This is a genomic window from Streptomyces lavendofoliae (assembly GCF_014649735.1).
Taxonomy (GTDB): Bacteria; Actinomycetota; Actinomycetes; order Streptomycetales; family Streptomycetaceae; genus Streptomyces; species Streptomyces lavendofoliae.
Map to the genome: position 1 here is coordinate 22,809 of NZ_BMTP01000017.1, position 22,784 is coordinate 45,592.

A 22,784-nucleotide genomic window follows, 5' to 3' on the forward strand; every position below is an offset into this window, starting at 1 on the left:
CCGGCCCCCGGGGGCCGTCACAGCGGGCGCAGCACCTCCAGACCGATCGCGGGCGCGGCCTTGTCGAGGTCGGCCAGGCAGTCTTCACGGGTGTCCCCGACCACGGTGACCAGGGCGTAGCGGCCGGCCACGTGGCCGTGCGGCGGGAGCCGGAGCTCCTGGCCCGGGAGGGCGACGGCCAGGGCGGAGTCCACGCCGGCGGGGAGCTGCGCGTGGTCGATCACCACCTGGCGCGCGATGCAGTCCGCCTCCGGGTAGTGGAAGCGGACGGCCGCCACGCGGTGCCGGCCGGGACGGACGTCGGGCTCCTCCCCGCAGGCCACACGGGCGGCGACCAGCGCGGCGTCGACACCGAGGGCGAGCCGCCCGATGTCGGGGATGCGGTCGCCGCCGATCCGGGCGTTGATCTCCACGACCTTGGGGCCCTCGGCGGTGAGCCGCAGTTCGGTGTGGGTCCAGCCGGTGGTGAAGCCGACGGCCCGGTGCGCGCCGGTCACCACGTCCCGGACGCGGGGGTCGTCCATCAGCGGGTCCCGGCCGTCGACCAGGTGGCCGACCTCCTCGAAGTACGGCGGGTAGCCGCAGTCCTTGCGGGCGACGAAGGCCAGCGACATCCGGCCCCGGTACCAGGCCGCGTCCACGCTGATCTCGGGGCCGTCGAGGTACTCCTCGACCAGGACGTCCCCGGGCGCCACCTCCACGGCGCCGGGCGCGGTCGCCGCGCGGGCCAGCCGGAACCGGCTCGCCAGCAGGTGGGCGGACTCCACCTTCACCACGCCCGTACTGGCGTTCAGCGCCCGGGGCTTGAGCACCAGCGGGTAGCCCACGCGGGCGGCGGCGGCCCGCGCCTGCGGGAGCGAGGTGACGGGCACCGACTCGGCCTGCGGCACCCCGGCGGCACGCAGCGCCTCCCGGGTGGCGCGCTTGTCGCGGCACCGCAGCACGGCCTCGGGCGGGCTGCCCGGCAGGCCGAGCAGCCGGGCGAGTTCGGCGGTCTGCACCACCCGGGTGTCGTCCCAGGTGATGACCCCGGCGCAGCCCAGCCCCCGGGCGGCGGCCGCCAGCGCGGCCGGGTCGGCGGTGTCCACCACGGTGTGCCCGGTGAGGTACGGCGCCTCCCAGGTGGGCGCGCGGTCCGCGAGCAGGTGGACGTCGTACGCGCCGGCCACCGAGCGCAGCAGGTACTCCCGGTAGGTCTGCGAGCCCGCGCCGACGAGCGCCAGCGGTTTCCTCATGCGCGTGCCTCCGCCTTGTCGAGGAAGGCCGCCAGGGCCCGTACGGTGCGGTGCAGGTAGAGCTGCGGCAGCGGGAAGACCGGCATGGCGGCGTCCCGGAGCGCGGCCAGCAGCCGCACGGCGAGCAGGGAGTTGCCGCCCAGGGCGAAGAAGTCGTCGTCCGGCCCCACGCGGAAGCCGAACACCTTCTCCCAGACGGCTCTCAGGCGGGTCTCCAGGTCGCCCGCCTCCTCGTCCGCCGGGCTCGCGTCCGGTCCGCCACCGGTCAGGGGTTCCGGCAGCCGGGCCGTGTCGATCTTCCCGTTGGGGGTGAGCGGCAGGGCGGGCAGCGCGGTGACAGTCGACGGCACCATGTGCTCCGGCAGGAACCGTGCCGCGTGCCGCCGCACCTCCTCCGTGCCGGCCGGGGCCGCCGTGCCGCCGCCGGGGTCGCCGTCGCCGCCGGGCACGCCGTCCCCGCCGCGGAGGACCACGTAGGCGTCCAGCCGGGCGCCGGCCGCGTCGCCGGGCTTGCGCCGCAGCACCACGGCGGCCGCGGCGACCCCCGGCGCGTCCAGCAGCCGGGCGCGGATCTCGTCCAGCTCGATGCGGAAGCCGCGCAGCTTCACCTGGTTGTCCAGCCGCCCCAGGTGCTCCAGCCTGCCGTCCGGCAGGAGGCGGCCCCGGTCGCCGCTGCGGTACATGGGGCCGGGGGCGTGCGGGTCGGGCACGAAGCGCTGCGCGGTGAGTTCGGGCCGGTTCAGGTACTGTCCGGCGACCCCGGCCCCGCCGACGTGGATCTCGCCGGCGACACCCGGCGGCAGCTCGCGGCCCTCGGGGTCGAGGACGGAGACGTGCCAGCCGGGCAGCGGGTGCCCGACCGACCGCGAACCGGTCAGCGCCTCGCGGCGGGTGACGGTCTGGGCGGTGACGTGCACGGTGGTCTCGGTGATGCCGAACATGTTGACCAGCCGGCACCGCGAGGCCGGGTGCCGGTCCAGCCAGGACCGCAGCGGGCGGGTGTCCAGCGGTTCGCCGCCGAAGACGACCAGGCGTACGGAATCGGCCACCGGCTCGGCGCGGTCGGCCTCCATCAGCTGGGCGAAGGCGCTCGGGGTCTGGCTGAGGACGGTCACCCGTTCGTCGCCCAGCAGCCGGGCGAACCGCTGCGGGTCGCGGGACGCCCAGTAGGGCACGACCACGAGCCGGCCACCGGTCGTCAGGCAGCCCCAGATCTCCCAGACCGAGAAGTCGAAGGCGCTGGAGTGGAACAGGGTCCACACATCCTGGGCGCCCAGCCCGAAGTCCTCACGGGTGGCGTCCATCAGGGCGCCCACGTTGCGGTGCGGGACGACCACGCCCTTGGGCCGGCCGGTGGAGCCGGAGGTGTAGATCACATAGGCGGCGTCGTCGGCGGACAGCGGGCCGGGCGCGGGGGTGCCCTCCGGGACCTCGGCGGCGAGGGAGCCGGGTGACACGGTCCGCACCCCCTCCAGGGAGGGGAACGCCTCGGACTCCGTCACCACCAGGGACAGTTCGGCGTCCTCGGTCATGTACGCCAGCCGGTCCGCCGGGTAGGCGGGGTCCATCGGGACGTACGCGGCACCCGTCTTGAGCACCCCGAGCAGGACCACCACGAGGTCGGCCGTGCGGTCCAGGCAGACGCCGACCCGGTCGGCCGGCGCGACGCCGAGCGCCCGCAGCGAGCCGGCGATCCGCTCCGCCCGCTCATCCAGCTGACGGTACGTCAGAGCTCGGCCCTCGTCGCTCACCGCCGTGGCGTCCGGGGTGCGTTCGGCCCAGGCCCGTACGGTCCGCTCGATGCGCTCGCCCGCCGCGCCGGGTGCCGAGGGCGTGCGTCCCAGTCCGCCCAGGACGGCCAGGCGGTGCCGCTGCTCGTCGTCGAAGAGCGGGACGTCCGCCAGCGGCGTGTCCGGGCCGGCGGTGACCAACGCCCGGTGGGCGGTGACGAGCATGCCGGTGAGCCACTCCGCGGCGGCGTCGCCGAAGACGGAGCGCCGGTGGTGGCACACACCGGACAGCACGGTGGAGCCGTCGTCGGCGACATGCACCGACAGGGGGTGGAGCGGGGCGAGGAACGGCCTGGCCGAGAGGGTCTCCGCCTTGACGCCCTCGCCGGTGAGCACCTCGGCGGGCTCGGTGACGTACAGCCCCGCCACCGGGGCGCGGCAGGGCGCCGGCCCGGTGTCGCGGACCCGGGCCAGGTACTCCCCCACCGTGGCCGCCCCGCCCGCGGTGAACGTCAGGCTGTGTCCGGGGTCGACGCCCAGCTCGACCTCGGGGTCGACGGTGCAGCGGGCCAGGACGAGCCCGAGCGCCGCCGCGGCGGTGACGGCCACCGGTACGTCGCCGTGCACCGTGAGGGTGAACGGGCGGGCGCCCGCGGTGGTCGCGCCGGGTTCGCCGAGCCCCCATGCGGGGGCCGGTTCCCGGTCCAGCCGGGCCACCTGCTCGCGCAGCCCCGCCGCCGCGCCGCCGGACGCGCTCCCCGGCACCGGGGCCGGCCCGGCGGCCGGCGCGGCGGGCTCCAGCAGCAGCGCGCGGGCCGGCTCGTACGGGTCCGCAGCCACCGCCCGGTGGGCGACGACGACGAGGTCGGCGGCCCCGTCGGCGTACCGCAGCAGGACGGCCCGCAGGCCGGGTCCCGTCGCCGGGTCGGCGGGGCGGGACAGCTCGCGTTCCCGCAGGAGGGCCGCGGCGGGGGACTCCGCCCCGTCGGGCACGTCCTCCACCCACAGCCGGGCTCCGGCGGGGCCGAGCAGCGCGAGAGCGCGGCCCAGCCGCTCGGGGTCGGCGCCGGTGTGGACGCGCAGGGCGACGGCGCGGCACAGCCGCCCCGCGGCGGACGGATCGGTGAAGCGGTCGTCGGTCATCGGCTGGTGAACCCTCCGTCCACGGTGACCGTCGAGCCGGTCACCTGCCGGGACTCGTCGGACGCGAGCCAGAGCGCCGCGCCCGCCACGTCGTCCGGCTCGATGAGCCGGTTCATCGGCTGGGCGGCCGTGAAGGTCTGCTCGTGCTCCTCGACGGGCACGTCGAGGGACCGGGCGATCTCGCTGAGCATCCGCCCCTCGGCCGCCTCGTCGTCGCGCACCGAGCCGGGGCACAGCGCGTTGACCCGCACCCCGAACGGGGCGAGGTCCAGGGCCGCCGCCTTGGTCAGGCCGACCAGCGCGTGCTTGGCGGTGACGTACCCGGCGAAGTGGCGGTAGCCGACCAGCCCCGCGGTCGAGGCCACGTTGACGATGCTGCCCGAGCGCTGTCGGGTCATGGCGCCGCCGACGGCCCGGATCATCCGCCAGGCGCCGGAGACGTCGACGTCGAGCATCAGGTCCCACTCGTCGGGCGTGATGTCGTGCACGGTCTTGCCCGAGGGGGCGGCGATCCCGGCGTTGTTGAGCAGGACGTCGATCCTGCCGAACCGGTCGAGCGCCGCCTCCACGACCGCGCCCACGTCCCCGGTGTCCCGGACGTCGGCCGGCACGGTGACGACGGCGGAGCCGGCGCCCTGTTCACGGCAGAGGAGGGCGGTGTGGGCGAGTTGGTCGGCCGTGCCCAGCGGGTAGGGCACCCCGGGCAGGTCCCGGCCGATGTCGGTGAGGAGCAGGTCGGCTCCGGCGCGGGCGTAGGCGACCGCGCACGCCCGGCCGATGCCGCGCGCGGCGCCGGTGATCACGGCGGTCCTCCCGGCGAGCCGGCCGGGCGGGCGCCCGGCCGGCCGGGGGGACGCGTGGGGTGCCGTCAGGGCGGTGGTCGTCACCGTCTCACCGCCAGTCCGGCCAGTTCCGCGTCGAGCAGCCGCATCAGGCCGTCGGGCGACTCGACCACGTACATGTGCCCGCCGGGAAGTTCGGCGTGGTGGTACGCGCCCATGGTCGCCGCCTCCCACTCCCCCGCCTCGTCGCGTGAGACCAGCTCGTCGTGGTCGCCCCGGACCGAGACGACCGGGACGGGCAGGGGCTTGCCGGCGGGGGCGCGGTAGTTCTCGTGCATCTCCACGTCGGCGCGCAGCGGCGGCAGGAGCATCTCCCGCAGGTCGGGGTGTTCCAGCGCCGGGTGGGTGTACCCGGCGAACTCCCGCACCTGCGCCAGGAACGCCTCGTCCGTCAGGCCGGTGGCCCTGGTGCGGCGCTGCGTCCAGGGGCCGGGCGAGCCGCTGACGATGAGCTTCACCACCTCGGGCCGGCCCAGGGCGCACAGCCGGTGGGCCATCTCGTAGGCCAGGACGGCGCCGAGGCTGTGGCCGAACAGGGCGACGGCGGGGCTGCCGGCGATCCGGTCGAGCACCGACGGCAGCAGGTCGTCGACGGCGGTGACGACGTCGGTGTGCAGCGGCTCGCCGAAGCGCTCCTCACGGCCGGGGAGCTGGACGGGGGTGATGAGCACGGTGTCGCTGCCGTACTCCTGGCAGCGGCGGTACACCGAGGCGCCGGCGCCGGCGAAGGGGAAGCACAGGACGGGTATCTGCTGCATGTCAGCCCTCCATCTCGGTCGTGGTGGCCCACGCCCGCTCGATCAGTTCGCCGGTGCCGGCGGGGTTTCCCCGTACGAAGTAGTGGCCGCCGGACGCCAGCCGCTGGAAACGCACGTCACCGGCGAGCAGCTCCCAGGAGCGGTAGGCGTCGGCGGCGTGGGTCAGGCCCTGGTCGTCGTCGGCGACGACGACCGTGAACGGTGCCTCGATCCGCCGCCCGGACGGCTCCTCGGTGCGGCCGATGAAGTAGCGGTAGCCGCCGCAGACGTCGTGGCGGAAGGAGTCGCCGAGGAAGGACGTGTAGCGGTGGTCGAGGCCGTCCAGCTCGCTGTAGCCGGTCTCCTCCACCATGTACCGGATGATCTCCTCGTCGCTCCAGCCGTCGATCATGGCGATGGACTCGCGCATGTCGGAGGCGGGCGGCAGGAGCTTGGACCCGATGAAGACGTGCCGGAGGTCGAACCCCCGCTCCTCCAGTACGCGGGCCAGCTCGACGGTCACGGCGGCGCCGCCGCAGTGGCCCCAGAGGATCAGCGGCAGGTCGGCCCGCTGCTCGATCTCGTCGACGACCCGCAGCACGGTCTCGGTGACGTCGGTGAACTCGCCCCTCCGCTCGGGGCTGTGGCCCGGCTGTTCGACGCCGTACACCACGAGGTCGGGGGTGAGCTTCTCGATCGCCTCGGCGAGCGGTTTGAAGTTGACCGGGTGGCCACAGGGGTACGGGACGCAGATCACCGCTCCGCGGGCGGCCTCGGCGGGGGCGGTGGTGAGCCGCTGGAGCAGCTCGCCGTCCGCCTGTCCGGTTCCCTCCTCGCGCGTCGCGCGGTGGTCCACCAGGGCGGCCAGTTCGTCGAGGCGTGAGGTGCGGGTGAGGTCGGAGAGGGTGACCAGGCCGTCGAGTTCCAGGACGACCCGCAGCGCGGAGAGGGAGTTGCCGCCGAGGGCGAAGAAGTCGCCGTCGCGCGGGACGGCGGAGGGGGTGGTGCCGAGGACGGACGCCCAGGCGTCGCGGATGCGGGTGACGGTGGCCTCGGTCGCGTCGCGGCCGGTGGTGGCGGAGGCCGTCGCCCCGGCGGTGGGGCCGGGGGTGCGGCCCAGCAGGGCGAGGTCCTCCTCGGCGAGCAGGGCGTGGGCGTCGTGGGGCGCGTCGGTCTCGGCGGCCATCAGTTCCAGCACCCGGACGAAGTAGCCGCCGATGCGGTCGATCTGCGCCTCGTCGTACAGGTGGGTGTGGAAGTGCAGGCAGAGCTGGAGCTCGTCGTCGAGGAAGTGGCGCGAGAACTCCGTGCGGAACGGGAACTCGGTCTCGGAGTCCACCCGCATGTCGAGCATCGAGAACTCCGGGAGCTTCTGGAGGTCCTGGAGCAGGTAGAAGTGGGTGAAGTTGAACGTAGTGCTGAACAGGACGCGCTGGGTGGCCAGGTCCTGCTTCATCCGTGCCATGGGGTAGCGGCGGTGCGGCAGAAGGTCGAGTTCGGCGCGGTACACCCGGCGGATCAGGTCGGCCCAGCTCCCGCCGGCGAGGCCGACCTGGAACGGCACGGTGTTGAGGTGCAGGCCCAGGGTGGTCTCGGCGCCCGGCAGTTCGGGCCGGCCGCTGTGCTCGTAGCCGGTCATCACGGTGTCCTGGCCGGACACCAGCGCGAGGACCTTCATGTGGGCGGCGAGCAGCACGTCCTTGAAGGGCACGGACAGGGCGTCGGCGGTCGCCTCGACGCGCTGGGTGAGCCCGGCCGGGAGGGGCACGTCGCGCAGGACGACGCGGAAGTCGTCGGTGGGTTCGGCTCCGGGCCGGGGCGGGACGTCGGCCGGGTGGGGGTCATGGAGCACCCGCAGCCAGTAGTCCCGTGACTGCGGGGAGCGCAGGGCCTCGGTCTCCAGGCCGACGAAGTTGCGCAGGTGGTTGTCGACGGGCGGGCGGGAGGTGTCACGGCCTTCGCGCAGCTGGTGGTACAGCTCGAACAGCTGGGTGTGCAGCAGCGAGATGGACCAGCCGTCCAGGGCCGAGTTGTGCTGGCTGACCGTGTAGCGGAACAGCTCGTCGCCGAGGATCTGGACGTGGAGGGTGACCAGGCCGCCCTCCTCCCACACGAAGCGGCGGGCCTTCTCCCCCGCCAGCCACTCCTGGTGCCATGCCTCCTGCCCCGCCGCGTCGAGGTGGCGCAGGTCCGCGACGGTCAGCGGCGGGTCCACCTCGCGGTGCACGATCTGGAGGAACTCGCTGTAGCCGGTGAGGTGGTACGTGGTGCGCAGGATCGGGTGGCGCGCGGTGAGCAGGCGTACGGCCTCGGTGAAGGCGCCGGTGTCGAAGGCGCCGGTGATCGAGTAGCTCAGCACGTCGTGGTACTGGCCCAGGCCGCCGGTGATCTCGGTCTGGAAGATCAGCCCGGCCTGGAGCATGGAGAGCGGGTACGCGTCCTCGGCGTCCTCCGGGAGCAGGGCGCGGTCGGCGTCCTTGACCAGCTCGAAGGGCCGGAACGCCCCGCGGGCGGCGACGTCCGCCTCGGTCGTCGCGGTCTCGTCGGCGTCCTCGATGCAGCGGGCCAGCCGGGCGATGGTCTGGTGCTTGAAGAGCTGCTGGAAGGTGAACTCCAGGCCCGCCTCGCGGGCCTTGGCGAGGACCGGGACGAAGTGGATGGAGTTCCCGCCGAGGGCGAAGAAGTTGTCGTCGACGCCGATCCGGTCGCGTCCGAGGACCTCGCGCCAGATCTCCGCGAGGGCCTTCTCCTTCTCGGTGCGCGGGGCGACGTGGCCCGGTGCCTTGGGGCGCAGCGCGTCGGGGCCGCGGAGCGCGGCGCGGTCGAGTTTGCCGTTGGGCGTCAGGGGCAGCTCGCCGAGGGCGAGGACGCGGCCGGGCACCATGTAGGCGGGCAGCGCGTCGCGCAGGTGGTCCTTGAGCGCGCTCTCGGCGGGTGCTTCCCCGGCCGGTACGACGAAGGCCCGCAGCGAGGAGGTCAGGCCGTCGTCGACGGCGACCACCGCGGCGTCCCGGACGTCCGGGTGGGCCCGCAGGCGCTCCTCGATCTCGCCCGGTTCGACGCGGAAGCCGCGCACCTTCACCTGGAGGTCGACGCGTCCCAGGTAGTCGAGGGTGCCGTCGGGCAGCCACCGGGCCAGGTCTCCGGTGCGGTAGAGGCGCTCCTCGCCCACCGCCGCGCCGTCGGTGAACTTCTCGGCGGTCAGCTCCGGTCTGCCGAGGTAGCCGCGGGCCAGGCCGACGCCGGCGACGTGGAGTTCCCCGGGCATGCCCACCGGGCAGGGGTGGCCCCGGCCATCGAGGACGTGCATCCGGATGTTGTCGATCGGCCGGCCGATCGGCAGCCGGGCGCGGCGGGCCGCGTCGGCGAGACCGGTGACGGTCTGGTGGGTGACGTCGACGGTCGCCTCGGTGGGACCGTAGAGGTTGATCAGCCGGACCTCGGGGAGCAGGCCGGCGAACTGCGCCGCCTGGGCCGGGGTGAGGGCCTCGCCGCTGGCGAACACCCGGCGCAGGGTGCGGGTTCTGGCGGTGTCGCCGAAGCGGTCGAGGTGGCCGAGGAACATGCTGAGCATCGACGGCACGAAGTGCACGGTGGTCACGGAGTGCCGGTCGAGTGCGGCGAGCAGTTCGGCGGGGTCCTTCTCGGCGCCGGGCGCGGGCAGGGCGAGGGCGGCTCCGGCGAGGGACCACCAGAACAGTTCCCACACGGAGACGTCGAAGGAGACGGAGGTCTTCTGGAGGATGACGTCCCCGGCGTCGAGCGGGTGGGCGTTCTGCATCCAGGTCAGCCGGTTGACGGCGCTGCGGTGCTCCACTTGCACGCCCTTGGGCCGGCCCGTCGAGCCGGAGGTGTAGATGACGTACGCGACGTCGGTGGCGCCGCCCGCCGGTTCGACCGGCCCGTCGGCGCCGGCGTACGCGGCGGCGTCCTCGAGGTCGAGCGCCGGGGTGTCGCCGAGGAGCGGGAGGAAGCGTGTCTGGGTCAGTGCGAGGCGGGCCCCGCTGTCGGCGAGGAGGAAGTCGACGCGGGCCTTCGGGTAGGACGGGTCGACGGGCAGGTAGGCGGCGCCCGCCTTCAGCACGGCGAGCAGGCCGGCGATCATCTCCGGGGAGCGTTCCGCGACGACGGCGACGACGGTGCCGGGGCCGGCGCCGCGCCCGCGCAGGGTGTGCGCGAGCCGGTCGGAGCGGGCGTCGAGTTCGCCGTACGTGACGGTGCCGGCGTCGGTGAGGAGTGCGGGCGCGCCGGGGGTGCGGGCGGCCTGCGCGGCGAACAGGCCGTGCAGGGTGGCGTCGCGGTCGAAGGGCCGGTCGGTGGCGTTGCTCGCCTCGATGATCGCCGCGTCCTCGTCGGTCCACAGCCACAGGTCGGTGACCGGGCGGTCGGGTTCCGAGGTGGCGAGGTCCAGCAGGAGGGCGTAGTGGGTGGCGATGCGGCGTACCGAGTCCTCGGCGTGGCGGCCGGTGTCGTACGTGACGGTGACGACGAGGCCGTCGTCCTCGCGGGAGACGGTGAACCGGGTGGCGGCGGGCGTGGCGTACCCGGGGTCGTGGAAGCCGGTGAGTTCGAGGGCGGTGGCGAAGGCGTCGGTGCGGCCGAGCCCGGCGGCGAGCGCGGCGACGTCGCAGTCCTGGTGGCGCTCGGCCTCCAGGACCGCCGGGGTGACCCGTGCGAGCAGTTCGCGGAGCGTGCCGTTGGGGTCGGCGCGCAGCAGCAGCGGGCCGCCGGCGTGGCCGGGGGCTGCGCCCCGGGTGGGCTGGGCGACGACGACGTCGTCCTGGCCGGTGTAGCGGCCGACGAGGGCGATCAGCACGGCCGCGAGGACGACGTGCAGCTTCTCCGGCCGTTCGCGGCTGACGCGGTCGAGCCGTGCGGTCAGTTCGGGGCCGAGGCGCACGGCGTGGGTGGCGGTGGACACCTGTTCCCGGTCCGCCGGCGGGCGGAAGTCGGGCAGGAAGCCGGAGGTCTCCGTGAGCGAGGTCAGCTGGGTTCGCCAGTGGGTGTCCTGCGCGGAGGGTGCTGCCTCGGGGTGGTGCGACGGCATAGGTGTCTCCTGGATCGAGCTGCGAGTGAATGCGTGACGGGCTGTGCGTGTGCGTCGGGCCGTGAGCAGTCAGAGATCGAAGTCGAGGTCGAGACCGGCGGGAGCGGGCAGGAGTGAGCCCAGGGTGGTGCGGGGGTCGGTGGTCGCTGTGTCGAGCAGCGTGGTGAAGGCGTCGCGCCAGCTCTCGACGGTGTCGCGGCGCAGCAGCGCGGCGGCGTACTGCCAGGCGACGCTCAGGCCGCCGGGGGTGTCGTGGACCTGCATGTTGAGGTCGAAGACGGCCTGTCCGGTCTGTTCCAGGCGCAGTGGTACGCGGGTGCCCCGGAAGTCGACGGAGAGGTAGCGCCCGCTGTGCAGGGCGAGCAGCGCGTCGAACAGCGGGGTGCGGCTGTAGTCCCGCCCCGGGGCCGTGCGGGCCACGAGTTCCTCGAAGGGGAAGTCCTGGTGCGCGGAGGCGTCCTGGGCGGTGCTGCCGGTACGCCGCAGGAAGGCGTCGTACGTCAGGGCGGGGTCGGCGTCGAGGCGCAGGACGACGGTGTTGGCGAACATGCCCACGGTGCGGTGCAGCCCCGGGATCGTACGCCCGGACACCGGGGTGCCGATCGTGATGTCGGCGGTGCCCTTGAGCCCGGACAGCAGCAGGGCGTACGCGGACGCCAGCACGGCGAAGGGGGTGACGTCGTGCGCGCGTGCCACCGCGCGGATCCGCTCGGTCCGTTCACGGCCGAGGCCGAAGGCGAGGACGTCGCCGTCGAGCCGGCGCAGCGCCGGCCGGGGGTGGTCGGTGGGCAGGTCCGCCGGGTCGACCGGTTCGGCGAACACCTCCTTCCAGTGGGGAGCCTGTGCCTCGCGGGCCGCCGCGGCGTCGCGTCCGGTGAGCCACACCGCGTAGTCCCGGTACCGGCGGGTGGGCACGGTGGGCTCGCCGCCCTCGTAGAGCAGCGCCAGGTCCTCCAGGAGGGGCGCGAGGGAGAAGCCGTCCACGATGATGTGGTGCAGGTCCATCCGCAGCCGCACGCCCCCGCCCGCGCGGTGCACCTCGGCGCGCCACAGCGGTGCGCGCGCCAGGTCGAAGGGGCGGACGAACGCGCCGGGCGGGGTGGCGTCGCGGGGGTCGCCGACGAGCCGTACCGGCGGCTCGGCGTGGTCCTCGACGCGCTGGCGGACCTCGCCGCCCTCGACGGTGAACCGGGTGCGCAGTGCCTCGTGGTACGCCGGCAGGCGCCGCAGGGCGTCCGCGAGGCGCGCCGGGTCGGTGCCGGCGGGCAGGTCGAGGGTGACGGGCACGTTGTAGTGCACGGCCCGCTCGTCCTTGATCTGCTCCAGGTACACCTGCCGCTGCTGCGGGGTCACCGGGTACGTGTCGGCGTCGGGCGCGGCCGGGATGCGCGCCGCTGCGGTGGCGCCGGAGTCGCGGAGCAGGGCGGCGAGCCGGGCGGGCGTACCGCTGCGCAGGACCGCTCCCGCCGGGCAGTGGCGGCCCAGGCGCTCCTGCGCCCCGGCGGCGATCAGTGTCGCGGTGAGCGAGTCCGCGCCCAGGTCGCGCAGGTCGTGGCCGGTGCCGATGCCGGTCATGCCGAGGGCCGCCTCGGCCAGTTCGACGAGGGTGCGCTCGACCTCGTCGGCGGGCGCGGTGTACGGCGTCCTGGCGAGCAGGGGTGAGCCGTCGGGGTCGGGCAGCCGGGCGCGGTCCACCTTGCCGGTGTGGGTGAGCGGCAGCCGGTCCAGCGGCACCAGGTACGTGGGGACCATGTGGCCGGGGAGCGTGCGGGCGAGGTGGTCGCGCAGTTCCTCCGGCTCCGGCGGGCGGGTGCCCGCGTAGTGGCCGCACAGCCGTGTGTCGCCGCGGCCGGGCCGGGGGCGTGCCGTGACGACGGCCTCGGCGACCCCGGGGTGGGCGAGCATCGCCTTCTCGACCTCGGCGGGCTCGATGCGGAACCCGCGGACCTTGACCTGGTGGTCCCGGCGCCCGAGGAAGTCGATGACACCGTCGGGCCGCAGGCGGGCCAGGTCGCCGCTGCGGTACATACGTCCGCCGGGGACGAAGGGGTCGTCGGTGAACCGCTCGGCGGTGAGCTCCGGACGGCCCAGGTAGCCGCGTGCCACGCCCGCACCGCCCAGGCACAGTTCGCCGGGTACGCCGGCCGGGCACAGGCGTCCCGCGTCGTCGAGGACGTAGGCCGTGGAGTGGGCGATCGGCCGGCCGATGGGGATGCGGCGGCCGTCCAGGTCGTCGCGGGTGACGCGGTGGGTGAGGGAGAACGTGGTGTTCTCCGTGGGCCCGTAGCCATTGACCAAGGTCAGTTCCGGGCACGCTTCGAGGGCTTTCGCTATGTGCGGCGGGGAAAGGGCGTCACCGCCCACGACGAGTTCCCGCAAGGGGCGGAATGCTTTCGCGTCCTGTTCCACCAGCTGGTTGAAGAGCGGGGAGGTCAGCCAGATGGTGGTGATCTTCCGGCTGCTCAGTTCCCGCCCCAATTCGGCGGCGTTGAGGACGACGTCGCGGTCCACCAGGTGAAGGCTTCCGCCATTCAGCAGCGGACCCCATATCTCGAAGGTGCTCGCATCGAAGGCGACCGAACCGGTGGGCAGCGTCCGCATTTCCGCGCCGAACCGTACGTAATCCGTACCCTTGACCAGCCGGACCACATTCCGGTGCGTCACCTGGACGCCTTTCGGCTTTCCCGTGGTGCCGGAGGTGTAGCAGATGTACGCCAGGTCGCCGGCGGTCGCGGCGTCGGCCGCCGGGACCGGCGCCGGGGTGCCGGCGTCGGGCGCGCCGGTGTCCCGGGCACCGGTGTGCCGGGCGTCCACGGTCAGGACGGTGCCGTCGAACGCCCGGGGCGCCGGCAGACCGGGGCCGGTGACCAGCACCCGTACCGAGGAGTCGGCCAGCAGCCACCCGGTGCGCTCGTCCGGGTGATCGGGCTCCAGGGGGAGGTACGCGGCCCCGGCGCGGAGGATGCCCAGCGCCGCGACGACCAGTTCCGGGCCGTGCGCCGCGCACAGCCCCACCCGGTCGCCGGTGCGGACGCCACGGGCGCGCAGGGTGGCGGCCAGGCGCGCCGAGCGCCCGTCGAGTTCGCGGTAGTCCATCCGCCCGCCGGACCAGGTGACGGCGGTCGCGCCGGGGGTGTGCCGGGCCTGCTCGGCGAACAGCCCGTGCACGGTCGCGGTGTCGGGCCAGGGAACGGCCGTGTCGTTGAGGGTGCGAAGGATCAGCTCCCGTTCGCCCTCCGCCAGCAGGTCCGCCGCGCCGACGGCCGCGTCCGGTCGGCGGGCCAGGAACTCCCGGACACGCAGCAGGTGTTCGCCGAAGCGTTCCATCGTGGCCGGTTCGAACAACGAGGAGCGGTACGTGAGGCGGGCCCGGTCGCCCTCGCGGGCCAGGAGGACCTCGCACGCGTCACCGGGCGCGGTCCCGGGGGCGGACGCCGCGTGGTCCGCGTGGTCCGCGTGGTCCGCGTGGTCCGCGTGGTCCGCGTACCGCACGGCGGTGCCGGCCGGGGGCCCGGCGGGCTCCCCCGCGGCGCACCTGGCCAGCAGGCCGGCGACCGGTTCCGCCGGGTCCACGGTCAGTGCCAGCGCGCCGCGGCCGGTGTCGACCAGCATCCGGCGGCGGCCGGTGTACCGGTGCAGCAGCACGGCGTAGGCGGCCAGCAGCAGGGTGCCCTCCTCCGCCCCGGCGCCGTCGGCCCGGCGGGCCGGAGTCGGCAGGGCCGGCAGGTCGAGGGTGAGCGTCCGGAAGGAGGCCGCGCCGCTGTCGAGGGTGCGGGGGTGGTCGGTGACGAGCAGGACGGTGTCGTCGGCGTCAGGAGCCGGAAGGGACGGTGTCGTTCTTGGGCTGCTGGTCATCGGCCGCTGTCACCCCCAATCTGAACGGGGTACGGCGGAACAGGACGACCGTCAGGATGCCGGGCGCGGCGGCGAGCGCGGCCACGACGAGGATCAGGCCCTGGTAGTGGCTGTCGGTGAGCAGGAAGCCGCCGAGCGCCGAGCCGGCGGGCAGGGCGCCGGCCATCACCGTACGCATCAGCGTCATGGCGCGGCCGCGCATCTCGTTGGGCACCCGGGTCATCCGGACCACGCCGCCGAGCACGGTCATGGGCGCGGACAGGATGCCGTTGAGCGCCAGGCCGAGCAGGATCCAGGGCAGGGCGGTCGGGATCAGCAGGAACAGCACGGCACCGGAGAGCAGTTGGAACACGCCGATGCGCAGCATCTGCTTCTCGGAGGTCTGTACGGCGCCGGAGACGAGCGAGCCGATGAGTTCGCCGGCCGCCATCACGGCCAGCATCAGGCCGAGGACGCCGGGACCACTGCCGAACTCGAACTTCGCCAGCCACGGCAGGGCGACCACCAGGGCGCCGGCCGAGACGTTGAAGGCGCCGAACGAGAGCGTGAGCACCAGCAGGAAGCGGTCGCGGACGATGAGCCGGAAGACCGGTGCCCAGCCGGGGCGCTGCGGGGCGTCACCGGTGGTGTCCGCCGGTTCGGGGCGGCCCATCGGCGCCTTGATCCGGCTGATGAGGAACGCGAAGAGGAGGTAGGTCGCGGCGTCCAGCAGCAGGACGTTGGGGGCGCCGAAGAGGGTGATCAGACCCGCGCCGATGGCCGGGCCGAGGACGTTGGCCGCGCCCATGGCGGTGGCCTCCAGCCCCGAGGCCGCCTGGAGCTTGTCGGCCGGCACCAGTTCGGGCAGCACCGCGGGCGTGCCGGCCAGCGGGATGATCTTCAGGAAGCCGTACACCAGGGCCACCACGTACAGGTGCCAGACCTGCAGGGCGTCCGCGACGGCGAGGAGCGGGATCAGCGCGACGACGACGCCCCGGAAGACCGAGTCGTAGATGAAGAGTTTGCGCCGGGAGAACCGGTCGAGCAGCGGGCCGACGACGGCTCCTCCGGCGATCACCGGGAGGGTGAGACAGACGCCCAGGATTCCGAGTCCGGCGGCGCCGGCCTCCTCCACCGTGATCCAGGCGAGGGCTGCATAAGTGGCTCCGTCGCCGAGCAGGTTGAGCACCAGAGCCGACCAGAGCAACCGGTAGTCACCGATGCGCAGGATGGCCAGATATGCTTTCACGTTCCACACCGTTCAGTAGGCCGAGATGGGCAAGCGAAGTCAGCGGGCGGCATGGAATGCGCCGGCACCGCCGCGGGTGTGTGCGAAGGAAAAGACGTCGGGACGTGACCCGTCGACATGCGCGTGCACGCGGGCATGCGTCGGCGATCCCGGCGTTTTCTGTGTATGACCTGTCAGGCGTGCTCGTTTCCGGCCCTGGAGTCCGGAATCCCCCGTGCGAGTGTCCCCAAAAAGTGCCCCCACCCCCGTAATGCGGGCTGCCGGAGCAGCACGCAATTTCCGCCGCTCGTTCTAACAGTTCGTACGAAACGCGTCAACGAGGCCGGAGGCGAACGAAATGGCTTGTTCTGAGGCTTGAGTTCGTCCGGCCGGCCGCGTCGCCGCACAAGAGCCGGCAGGGGCGGGAAGGGGCCGGACGGGGCTGGAAGGGGACGCGGACGGTGCGGCGGCTCCGGCCGGCCGCTGGGGCGGGTGGCCCGCGCGGTGCCCGGCGGCCGGGGACCGCGCGGGCACGGGTGGGCTGATCACGGCGAATGGCACGGGCGGGTCCCCCCGCCCGGCCGGCGTGGGACCGGCACGCCACGCGGGCGGAGGTACGGCCGGGGCCGGCGGGAGCGGCCGGGCGGTCCGGCGGAGGGGCGCGACGGGCGGCCCGGAGGGCCGGGTGATCGGGGCGCCGTCGAACAGCCGCGCTTTTCAGTCATGATCACGACACAATTTGTTCATCCGGCGGCCGGTGAACCGGCGGTTTTCCCGCCGTTCACCGCCGCGATCACCGACTCCGGCCGGACGGACGACGGCCGTGCAGGGCCCTAGCGAGAGTCGGACCGAGCCGGCGTTTGAGGATGCGCAGCGCTTCGACGCGCCCGGCCGCCCGGTCGATCCGGTAGTACAGCTGGGGCGGGACGTACGGGAGCAGCGGGGAGTGCCGCTGGCCCAGCAGGGCGAACATGTGCGAGGGCTCCAGGCTCATGTAGCGCGGTAGGTTCTCGTACCACCGGGCGCTGTAGCGGGCCGCGCTCTGGGCGGGGACGAGGGCGGCCCGGCGCTCCTGTTCGTAGCGGGCGAGGGCGGGCCGCAGCCGGGGGGCGGCGTGCAGGGCGCCGGCGAGCGCGACGGCGTCCTCCAGGGCGAGGGTGGTGCCCGCGCCGGTGGAGTAGTGGGTGGTGTGCGCGGCGTCGCCGAGCAGGACGACGTTGTCCCGGTGCCAGGACCGGTTGGTCACGGTGCGGAAGTTCAGCCAGCGCGCGCCGCCGTCGGGCTGCGGACGGCCGATCAGCGGGTGGCCGTCGAGCGGCTCGGCGAACAGGCGCCCCAGCAGGGCGAGACCGTCGGCGTGGCTCGCGCGGTCCAGGCCGAGCCCCGTCCATGTGGTGGGGGAGCACTCCACCACGCAGGTGCTGCGCCCCTCGTCGTACCGGTAGCCGTAGCACCAGATCCAGCCGTGTGCCGTCTCGGTGAAGGCGAAGGTGAAGGCGTCGAAGACCTTGGTGGTGCCGAGCCAGACGTACTTGTTGCGCCCGGTCACGACGTCGGTGCCGAAGTGACCCGCGTGGCGGGTGCGCAGCCGGCTGTTGGCGCCGTCCCCGGCGACCACGAGGTCGGCCCGGAACGGTTCGGCGGCGGCCGGGGCGGTCATGTCGGCCGGGCCGGTGACCGGGTGCCCGAACTCGACGCGCACGCCCAGGGATGCCGCCCGGCGCGCGAGGATGTCGAGCAGGGTGTGCCGGCCGATCCCGAAGCCCTGGTCGCCGTGGTGCACGGTGACGCGGTCGCGGACGTACGCCACCCCGTCGCTCCACCGGACCGAGTGGTCGGCGACGGCCCGCGCGGAGACCGGGTCGTGGCGGCGCAGCACGTCGAGCAGGCCCGCCCAGTAGGTGACTCCCCAGCCGTACGTCGAACCCGCCGGGTCACGCTCGTAGACCGTGATGTCGTGGGACGGGTCCCGCAGCTTCATCAGGATCGAGAAGTACAGGCCGGCGGGCCCACCGCCGACACAGGCGACCTTCACGCACACTCCCCTGGACGTCACACGATGGCCGGTCGACCACGAAACGTAGCAGCTCATCATGCGATTAGGGGTGATTTGGACGGTTTGGTCACGCCCCGACGGGGGACCCCTTGAGTAGTGGGACTCTCCTGATCGGAGGCGTCATGATCATTTTGGGCCTTGTCCTGCTCGTCATCGGCCTGGTGGCCGGCATCAGCATTCTGTGGACCATCGGCGTCATCCTGCTCGTGATCGGCGCCGTGCTGTGGATCCTGGGTGCCGTGGGGCACGCGGTCGGCGGACGGCGTCACTACTGGTGAGCCGCCGCGGCTCCTGTTCCGGCCCGGCCCGCCCCGTCCGCCCCACCGGGTGACCGGGGGAGACGGGCCGGGCCCTGCCCGCACCGCCGCCGCCGCCGCACCGAGCGAGTGCTTACGCCCCGGCGCACCGCACCGTCCCGTCCGGGCCGGGGTGGGGCGCCGACGCCCCGTTTCCGTTCAAGCGCCTTCGCCGACGACGTCTCCGTCCGCCCCGGCCGCTTCGGCGAGTTGGTCCTTGGCCCGCTTGCCCACCACGGCCGCGGCGGCGAGGGCGCTGCCGAGGAACGCCACCGCGAGGGTCCAGGGCTGGTCGAAGCGGTGCCGGGTGGCGTGGTCCAGCGAGTAGCGGCCCGCTCCGGTGACGCCGATGGCCGCCGCCGTGAAGCCCAGGAACGCCGGGTACTCGTAGCCGCCGGACTGGTTGAAGAACCCGGCCGGGGCGTGCACCGCCACCGCGCCGGCCATCGCGCCCGCCGCGGCCGCCCCGGCGGCGGGGGTGGCGAGCCCCAGCATCAGCAGTACCCCGCCGCCCGCCTCGCCGAGGCCGGCCGCCACGGCGCTCTGCCGGCCGGGCCGGAAACCCATCGCCTCCATCGCCTTGGACGTGCCCTCCAGACCGCCGCCGCCGAACCAGCCCAGCAGCTTCTGCGCCCCGTGCGCGGCGAGCACCGCACCGGTGCCGACGCGCAGGACGAACAGGCCGAGGTCGCGTCGGTTGACGGCGTTCATGAGGGCTCCCGGGCAGGACGGTGTCGGACGGCTACCGTTCCACTGTGGCGCCGGGACGCCGCCCGGGCTGAGCGCTGGTGGGCCGTACGGGTGAGCGTCCGGACGCCCCCCGGCGCCCGGACGCCCTCCTGTGCTCCCCCGGGCAGCCGCCTCCCGGCCCCCGCACCCGGGCGGCCGGCTTCCCGGCGCGGCTCACCGGGCGGTCGGTGAGCCGCCCGGTGCCGGCTCCACCTCCAGGAACCGGCGCTTGCGCGGGCCCCGGTACAGCAGGGCCTCCCAGCCCAGAGGGCCCAGCGCCCGCACGCACTCCCCCAGGGCGCCCTCCTCCTGCTGGGCCGCCCCGCCGCCCGGTGGTCCCAGCCACTCGACGCGTACCGTCCCCGGCCCCTCCCCCGGCGCCACGCGGTACCCGGTCGCCACCCGGCGCCCCTCCGCGTCGACGGCCGACGGCGCGATCCCGGCGGCCTCCAGCGCCAGAGCCACCGCCCTGACCGGCCGGTTGCGCTCCCACACCGCGGGCACCGCCACGGGGTCGCCGTCCGCCGTACCGGTCAGGCGCCGGATCTGCAGCAGCCCCTCGAACGCCACCCGCACCTCGGCGGCCCTGCGCTCCGCCGCCCCGGGCGCGACCGGCGGCGCGGGCCCGTCCCCCGTCGCGGCCTCGAACCCCTCGTCCGTCACAGCAGCCTCCTGATGTCACCCCGCACCCGGTAGAAGCCGCCCGACGCGGGGTGCAGCGCGTCCACGACGTACCGCGCGCCCGGCTCCCGTATCGCCCGGGGGAACTGGACGTTCCACGAGCGCTCGTATCCGTCCGACACCACGTGCACGCGCATCCGGCCGCCCTGCTGGACACACTCCACCACCACCGCTCCGGCGGGCGCGGCCGTCACCGTCGTGACCGAGGAGACCTCGGTGGCGGGCGCGTACGTGGGCAGCGCGGCGGCGAGCTTCACGTCCCGGGCGACCGGCACGGTGCCCTGCTGGGCGGCCGCGATCGCCGCCTCGCCGGCGTCCACGCACACCAGCGAGCCGTCCGTGGTGACCAGGTACAGCCGGTCCCCGTGGTACTGCATCGACAGTGCCGAGCCGCCCCCGGTGCCCAGCTTCCACAGCCGCGTGCCGTCCCGGTCGAAGCAGTACACCGACGACGCGGCGTCCCCCGCGAACACGAACCGGCCGCCGGGCGAGGTGGCGCACGAGTACACCGCGCTGTCGCAGGCGTACGTCGCCTCCAGCGCGCCGTCCGCCTTGGCCAGCCGCTGCACCACCCGCTGCCCCGTGCCCGCGTACACCGCGTCGGCCTCCTGCCAGCCGAACAGCACGGCTCCCCTGGTGGGCGTGTGCCACAACTCGCCGCCGCCGTCCGGCGCGTACGCCGTCACACCGCCGGAGTGGCCGTGGTAGACCGCCCGGTCGTCGGCGCGCACCATCCAGGCGTGCTCGGCACGGCCACCGCGTGACCACTGGTGCTCGTCCTCGTGGTCGATCACCGTGAGGCGCCCGCCCCGGTCCGCGACGTTCAGCACGCCCTCGTGGATGTCCAGCCAGAAGATGTCCACGTCCGCGGCGATGTCGTACGCCGCGAACGGCAGCTTCGACGACAGGTCGTACACCCGGCCGTCGTCGCAGCCCGCGTAGATCCAGAAGTCGTCGGCCACCAGGCACTTGACGCCGTCCGGCAGACTGAACCGGGCGAGGACCTCGCCGGCGTGGTCCAGGGTGTACACGTCGCCCGACTGGTTGCCGACCCAGCAGCGCTCCTCGTCGACATGGATGCCGAACGCCGACGAGCCCGTGCGGAACCGCCACAGCACCGGGGCGACCGCCCGCGCGGTGGACGGCGCCGAGACGACCTGGCGCCGGGTGACCGACCTGGGCGCGCGCTGTCCCGGCACCGCCGGCGCGTACCCCTTGCGCACCTTCTCGCCGACCTTCCTCGCGGCGGCGGCCTGCGCCTTCTGCGGTGTCGCGAACGTCGACGTCTGCGTCTGCCCGGCGGCGCCTATCCGCCCGTACCGCACGGTCACCACCAGGCCCTGGACGCCGACCTCGTAGAACTTGTGCGCACCGCCGCCGTCCTGCGACAGCTCCAGATACGTCGTCGACGTCGTCGACATGGCAGACCCCTCCCCGGAACGGACCCCGCGACCTGTTCCGCGGGTCCCACTGCCTGAACCGTAGGAGGCACCACTGACAATCGCCCCGCGACGGCGGCCGGTTCACGGCCGCTAGGGTCGGGGCCATGACCGAGACACGCCGCCCGCGCGACACCCGGGAGTCGTACGACGCCATCGCCACCGACTACGAGGAGTACGTCCGGGGGGACCTCGAAGCCAGACCGCTGGAGCGCGCGATGCTCGCCGCCTTCGCCGAGTCCGTGCGCGGTACCGGGCACGGCCGGGTCGCCGACATCGGGTGCGGCACCGGGCGGGTGTCGGCCCACCTGAGCGACCTCGGGCTGGACGTCCTCGGCGTCGACCTGTCGCCCGGGATGCTGGAGCGCGCCAGGAACGCGTACCCGGACCTGCGCTTCCACGAAGGTTCGATGACGGACCTGAGCCTCGGCGACGGCGCGCTCGGCGGCGTCGTCTCCTGGTACTCCCTCATCCACATCGAGCCGGAGCATGTGCCCGGCGTGCTGGCGGAGTTCCACCGGGTGCTGGCCCCCGGTGGGCGTCTCCTGCTGGCGTTCCAGGTCGGCGACGAGCCGTTGCGCCTGACCGAGGCGTTCGGCCGCGCCGTGGCGCTCGACTTCCACCGGTGGCGGCCGGACCGGCTCGCCGGGCTGCTCGTGGGGGCCGGCTTCGCTGTGGAGGCCCGGCTGGTGCGCGAGGCGTACCCGACCGAGAGGACCCCGCAGGCCTTCCTGCTGGCCCGTAGACCGGTTGGGGCGTAACCACTCGGAGCAGTCCGGCGGGCGCGCGAGCCGGGAGCTGGGGACGATGGCGGTGACGGCCCCGGCCGGCGTGGTACGCCGGACCGCCGCGGCCGCCCGCCGACGAGCGGAGGGTGGAGCATGCGGCTCACGCGCAGGCGCCGGTACCGGAGCGCCGCCGCGCTGGCGGTGCTCGTCCTCCTCGCCGGGACGTCGCTGTGGCTCCACCCCGAGGGGGCGCTGCCGGGCAGCGCGTCGTCGTCGCCGGAGCGCGGGCGGGCGGCGCAGCACGTCCGCCACCAGGGGCCGCGACCCGCCATCGTGCCGCGCCGCGCCTGGCACGCCGACAGCGTGGACACCGCGCCCGCCGCCCGCTACGCCCCGACCGTGAGGGCCGTCGTCATCCACCACACCAGCACCCCGAACGGCTACGACTGCGCGACCGTGCCGCGGACGCTGCGCGACCTGTACGCGGGGCACGCCTACGGCCGGCACTGGGACGACCTCGGCTACAACTTCCTGGTCGACGCGTGCGGCACGATCTACGAGGGCCGGGCGGGCGGGGTCGACCGGCCGGTGATCGGGGCGCACACCAAGGGGTTCAACGAGGGCACGGTCGGCATCGCGGCGATCGGGACGTTCCCCGAGGGCGAGACCGTGCCCGGCCCGATGCTCGACGCGATCGCGCGGCTGATCGCCTGGAAGCTGGGGCCCCGGGGGCCCGACCCCCGCGGCAGGGTGACCCTGGTGTCCACGCACGACGAGGCCCGTTTCCCGAAGGGCGCGAAGGCGGTGCTGCCCGTGGTCGGCGGCCACTCGGACGGCTACCCGACCCGCTGCCCGGGCGCCGCCCTGTACGCGAGGCTGCCGGACATCGGCGCGCGGGCGGCGAGGCTCCAGCACCGGTGACCCGCCGGTCCGGCTTCGGTCCCGCCCGGCGCCCGGCCCGCCCCGGCCCCGCCCCGGTCCGCCCCGGCCCGGTCGGCCGGCGCCGGAGGCGGGTCCCTCGCCGTCGCGGGGCGCGGCCCGCCGGCGACGCCCGGTACC

14 protein-coding genes are annotated in these 22,784 nt (G+C 74.5%); 3 read left to right on the forward strand and 11 right to left on the reverse strand.

The window, feature by feature from the left end; translation table 11 throughout:
- Positions 1-17: 17 nt before the first annotated feature.
- The 8 genes from IE109_RS27020 to IE109_RS27055 form a co-directional block, all read right to left on the reverse strand.
- Positions 18-1,235 carry an ATP-grasp domain-containing protein gene (locus IE109_RS27020; RefSeq protein ID WP_189553970.1) on the reverse strand — a complete coding sequence of 406 codons (1,218 nt, stop codon included), beginning with the start codon at positions 1,233-1,235 and terminating at the stop codon, positions 18-20.
- Positions 1,232-4,108, reverse strand: coding sequence for a non-ribosomal peptide synthetase (locus IE109_RS27025; protein WP_189553971.1), 2,877 nt, complete (start codon positions 4,106-4,108; stop codon positions 1,232-1,234). Before IE109_RS27025 ends, IE109_RS27020 begins: the two co-directional genes overlap by 4 nt.
- Positions 4,105-4,980: an SDR family oxidoreductase gene (locus tag IE109_RS27030; RefSeq protein ID WP_189554053.1), complete on the reverse strand. Its 876-nt coding sequence runs from the start codon at positions 4,978-4,980 to the stop codon at positions 4,105-4,107. The genes IE109_RS27025 and IE109_RS27030 overlap by 4 nt, the downstream gene beginning before the upstream one ends.
- Positions 4,981-4,991: 11 nt before the next feature.
- Complete coding sequence (locus IE109_RS27035) at positions 4,992-5,708, reverse strand: thioesterase II family protein (protein WP_189553972.1); 717 nt, start codon at positions 5,706-5,708, stop codon at positions 4,992-4,994.
- A gap of 1 nt (position 5,709) precedes the next feature.
- Positions 5,710-10,734: a non-ribosomal peptide synthetase gene (locus IE109_RS27040; protein ID WP_189553973.1), complete on the reverse strand. Its 5,025-nt coding sequence runs from the start codon at positions 10,732-10,734 to the stop codon at positions 5,710-5,712.
- 69 nt (positions 10,735-10,803) lie between these two features.
- Positions 10,804-14,589: a non-ribosomal peptide synthetase gene (locus tag IE109_RS27045; protein WP_189553974.1), complete on the reverse strand. Its 3,786-nt coding sequence runs from the start codon at positions 14,587-14,589 to the stop codon at positions 10,804-10,806.
- Complete coding sequence (locus IE109_RS27050) at positions 14,546-15,817, reverse strand: MFS transporter (protein WP_189553975.1); 1,272 nt, start codon at positions 15,815-15,817, stop codon at positions 14,546-14,548. Before IE109_RS27050 ends, IE109_RS27045 begins: the two co-directional genes overlap by 44 nt.
- A 772-nt stretch (positions 15,818-16,589) precedes the next feature.
- On the reverse strand, positions 16,590-17,831 hold the full coding sequence (locus IE109_RS27055) for an FAD-dependent monooxygenase (RefSeq protein ID WP_189553976.1): 1,242 nt from the start codon (positions 17,829-17,831) through the stop codon (positions 16,590-16,592).
- Between the two features lie 143 nt (positions 17,832-17,974).
- On the opposite strand from IE109_RS27055, the gene IE109_RS27060 reads away from it, so the two are divergent.
- Positions 17,975-18,130, forward strand: a complete 156-nt coding sequence (locus IE109_RS27060) for a DUF6131 family protein (protein ID WP_189553977.1) — start codon at positions 17,975-17,977, stop codon at positions 18,128-18,130.
- 177 nt (positions 18,131-18,307) lie between these two features.
- Here IE109_RS27060 and IE109_RS27065 read toward each other — a convergent pair whose 3' ends face one another.
- The 3 genes from IE109_RS27065 to IE109_RS27075 all read right to left on the reverse strand — a co-directional run bounded on the left by IE109_RS27065 (position 18,308) and on the right by IE109_RS27075 (position 20,979).
- Positions 18,308-18,859, reverse strand: coding sequence for a DoxX family protein (locus tag IE109_RS27065; RefSeq protein ID WP_189553978.1), 552 nt, complete (start codon positions 18,857-18,859; stop codon positions 18,308-18,310).
- Between the two features lie 192 nt (positions 18,860-19,051).
- Positions 19,052-19,540, reverse strand: coding sequence for a hypothetical protein (locus IE109_RS27070; RefSeq protein WP_189553979.1), 489 nt, complete (start codon positions 19,538-19,540; stop codon positions 19,052-19,054).
- Complete coding sequence (locus IE109_RS27075; RefSeq protein ID WP_189553980.1) at positions 19,537-20,979, reverse strand: WGR domain-containing protein; 1,443 nt, start codon at positions 20,977-20,979, stop codon at positions 19,537-19,539. The genes IE109_RS27070 and IE109_RS27075 overlap by 4 nt, the downstream gene beginning before the upstream one ends.
- A gap of 125 nt (positions 20,980-21,104) precedes the next feature.
- Between IE109_RS27075 and IE109_RS27080 the strand changes: the two genes are divergently transcribed.
- Together IE109_RS27080 and IE109_RS27085 are read left to right on the forward strand one after the other, a co-directional pair.
- Positions 21,105-21,758, forward strand: coding sequence for a class I SAM-dependent DNA methyltransferase (locus IE109_RS27080; RefSeq protein WP_189553981.1), 654 nt, complete (start codon positions 21,105-21,107; stop codon positions 21,756-21,758).
- 120 nt (positions 21,759-21,878) lie between these two features.
- Positions 21,879-22,646 (forward strand): peptidoglycan recognition protein family protein, encoded by a 768-nt coding sequence (locus IE109_RS27085; protein ID WP_189553982.1) that lies wholly within the window; start codon positions 21,879-21,881, stop codon positions 22,644-22,646.
- Positions 22,647-22,784 lie beyond the last annotated feature (138 nt).

Excerpts from the sequence above, each read along its gene's own strand:
- IE109_RS27085 (WP_189553982.1), top strand. The coding sequence starts at position 21,879 with ATGCGGCTCACGCGCAGGCGCCGGTACCGGAGCGCCGCCGCGCTGGCG.
- IE109_RS27065 (WP_189553978.1), bottom strand. The coding sequence starts at position 18,859 with ATGAACGCCGTCAACCGACGCGACCTCGGCCTGTTCGTCCTGCGCGTC.
- IE109_RS27045 (WP_189553974.1), bottom strand. The coding sequence starts at position 14,589 with ATGACCAGCAGCCCAAGAACGACACCGTCCCTTCCGGCTCCTGACGCC.
- IE109_RS27035 (WP_189553972.1), bottom strand. The coding sequence starts at position 5,708 with ATGCAGCAGATACCCGTCCTGTGCTTCCCCTTCGCCGGCGCCGGCGCC.
- IE109_RS27020 (WP_189553970.1), bottom strand. The coding sequence starts at position 1,235 with ATGAGGAAACCGCTGGCGCTCGTCGGCGCGGGCTCGCAGACCTACCGG.
- IE109_RS27080 (WP_189553981.1), top strand. The coding sequence starts at position 21,105 with ATGACCGAGACACGCCGCCCGCGCGACACCCGGGAGTCGTACGACGCC.
- IE109_RS27060 (WP_189553977.1), top strand. The coding sequence starts at position 17,975 with ATGATCATTTTGGGCCTTGTCCTGCTCGTCATCGGCCTGGTGGCCGGC.
- IE109_RS27025 (WP_189553971.1), bottom strand. The coding sequence starts at position 4,108 with ATGACCGACGACCGCTTCACCGATCCGTCCGCCGCGGGGCGGCTGTGC.
- IE109_RS27075 (WP_189553980.1), bottom strand. The coding sequence starts at position 20,979 with ATGTCGACGACGTCGACGACGTATCTGGAGCTGTCGCAGGACGGCGGC.
- IE109_RS27040 (WP_189553973.1), bottom strand. The coding sequence starts at position 10,734 with ATGCCGTCGCACCACCCCGAGGCAGCACCCTCCGCGCAGGACACCCAC.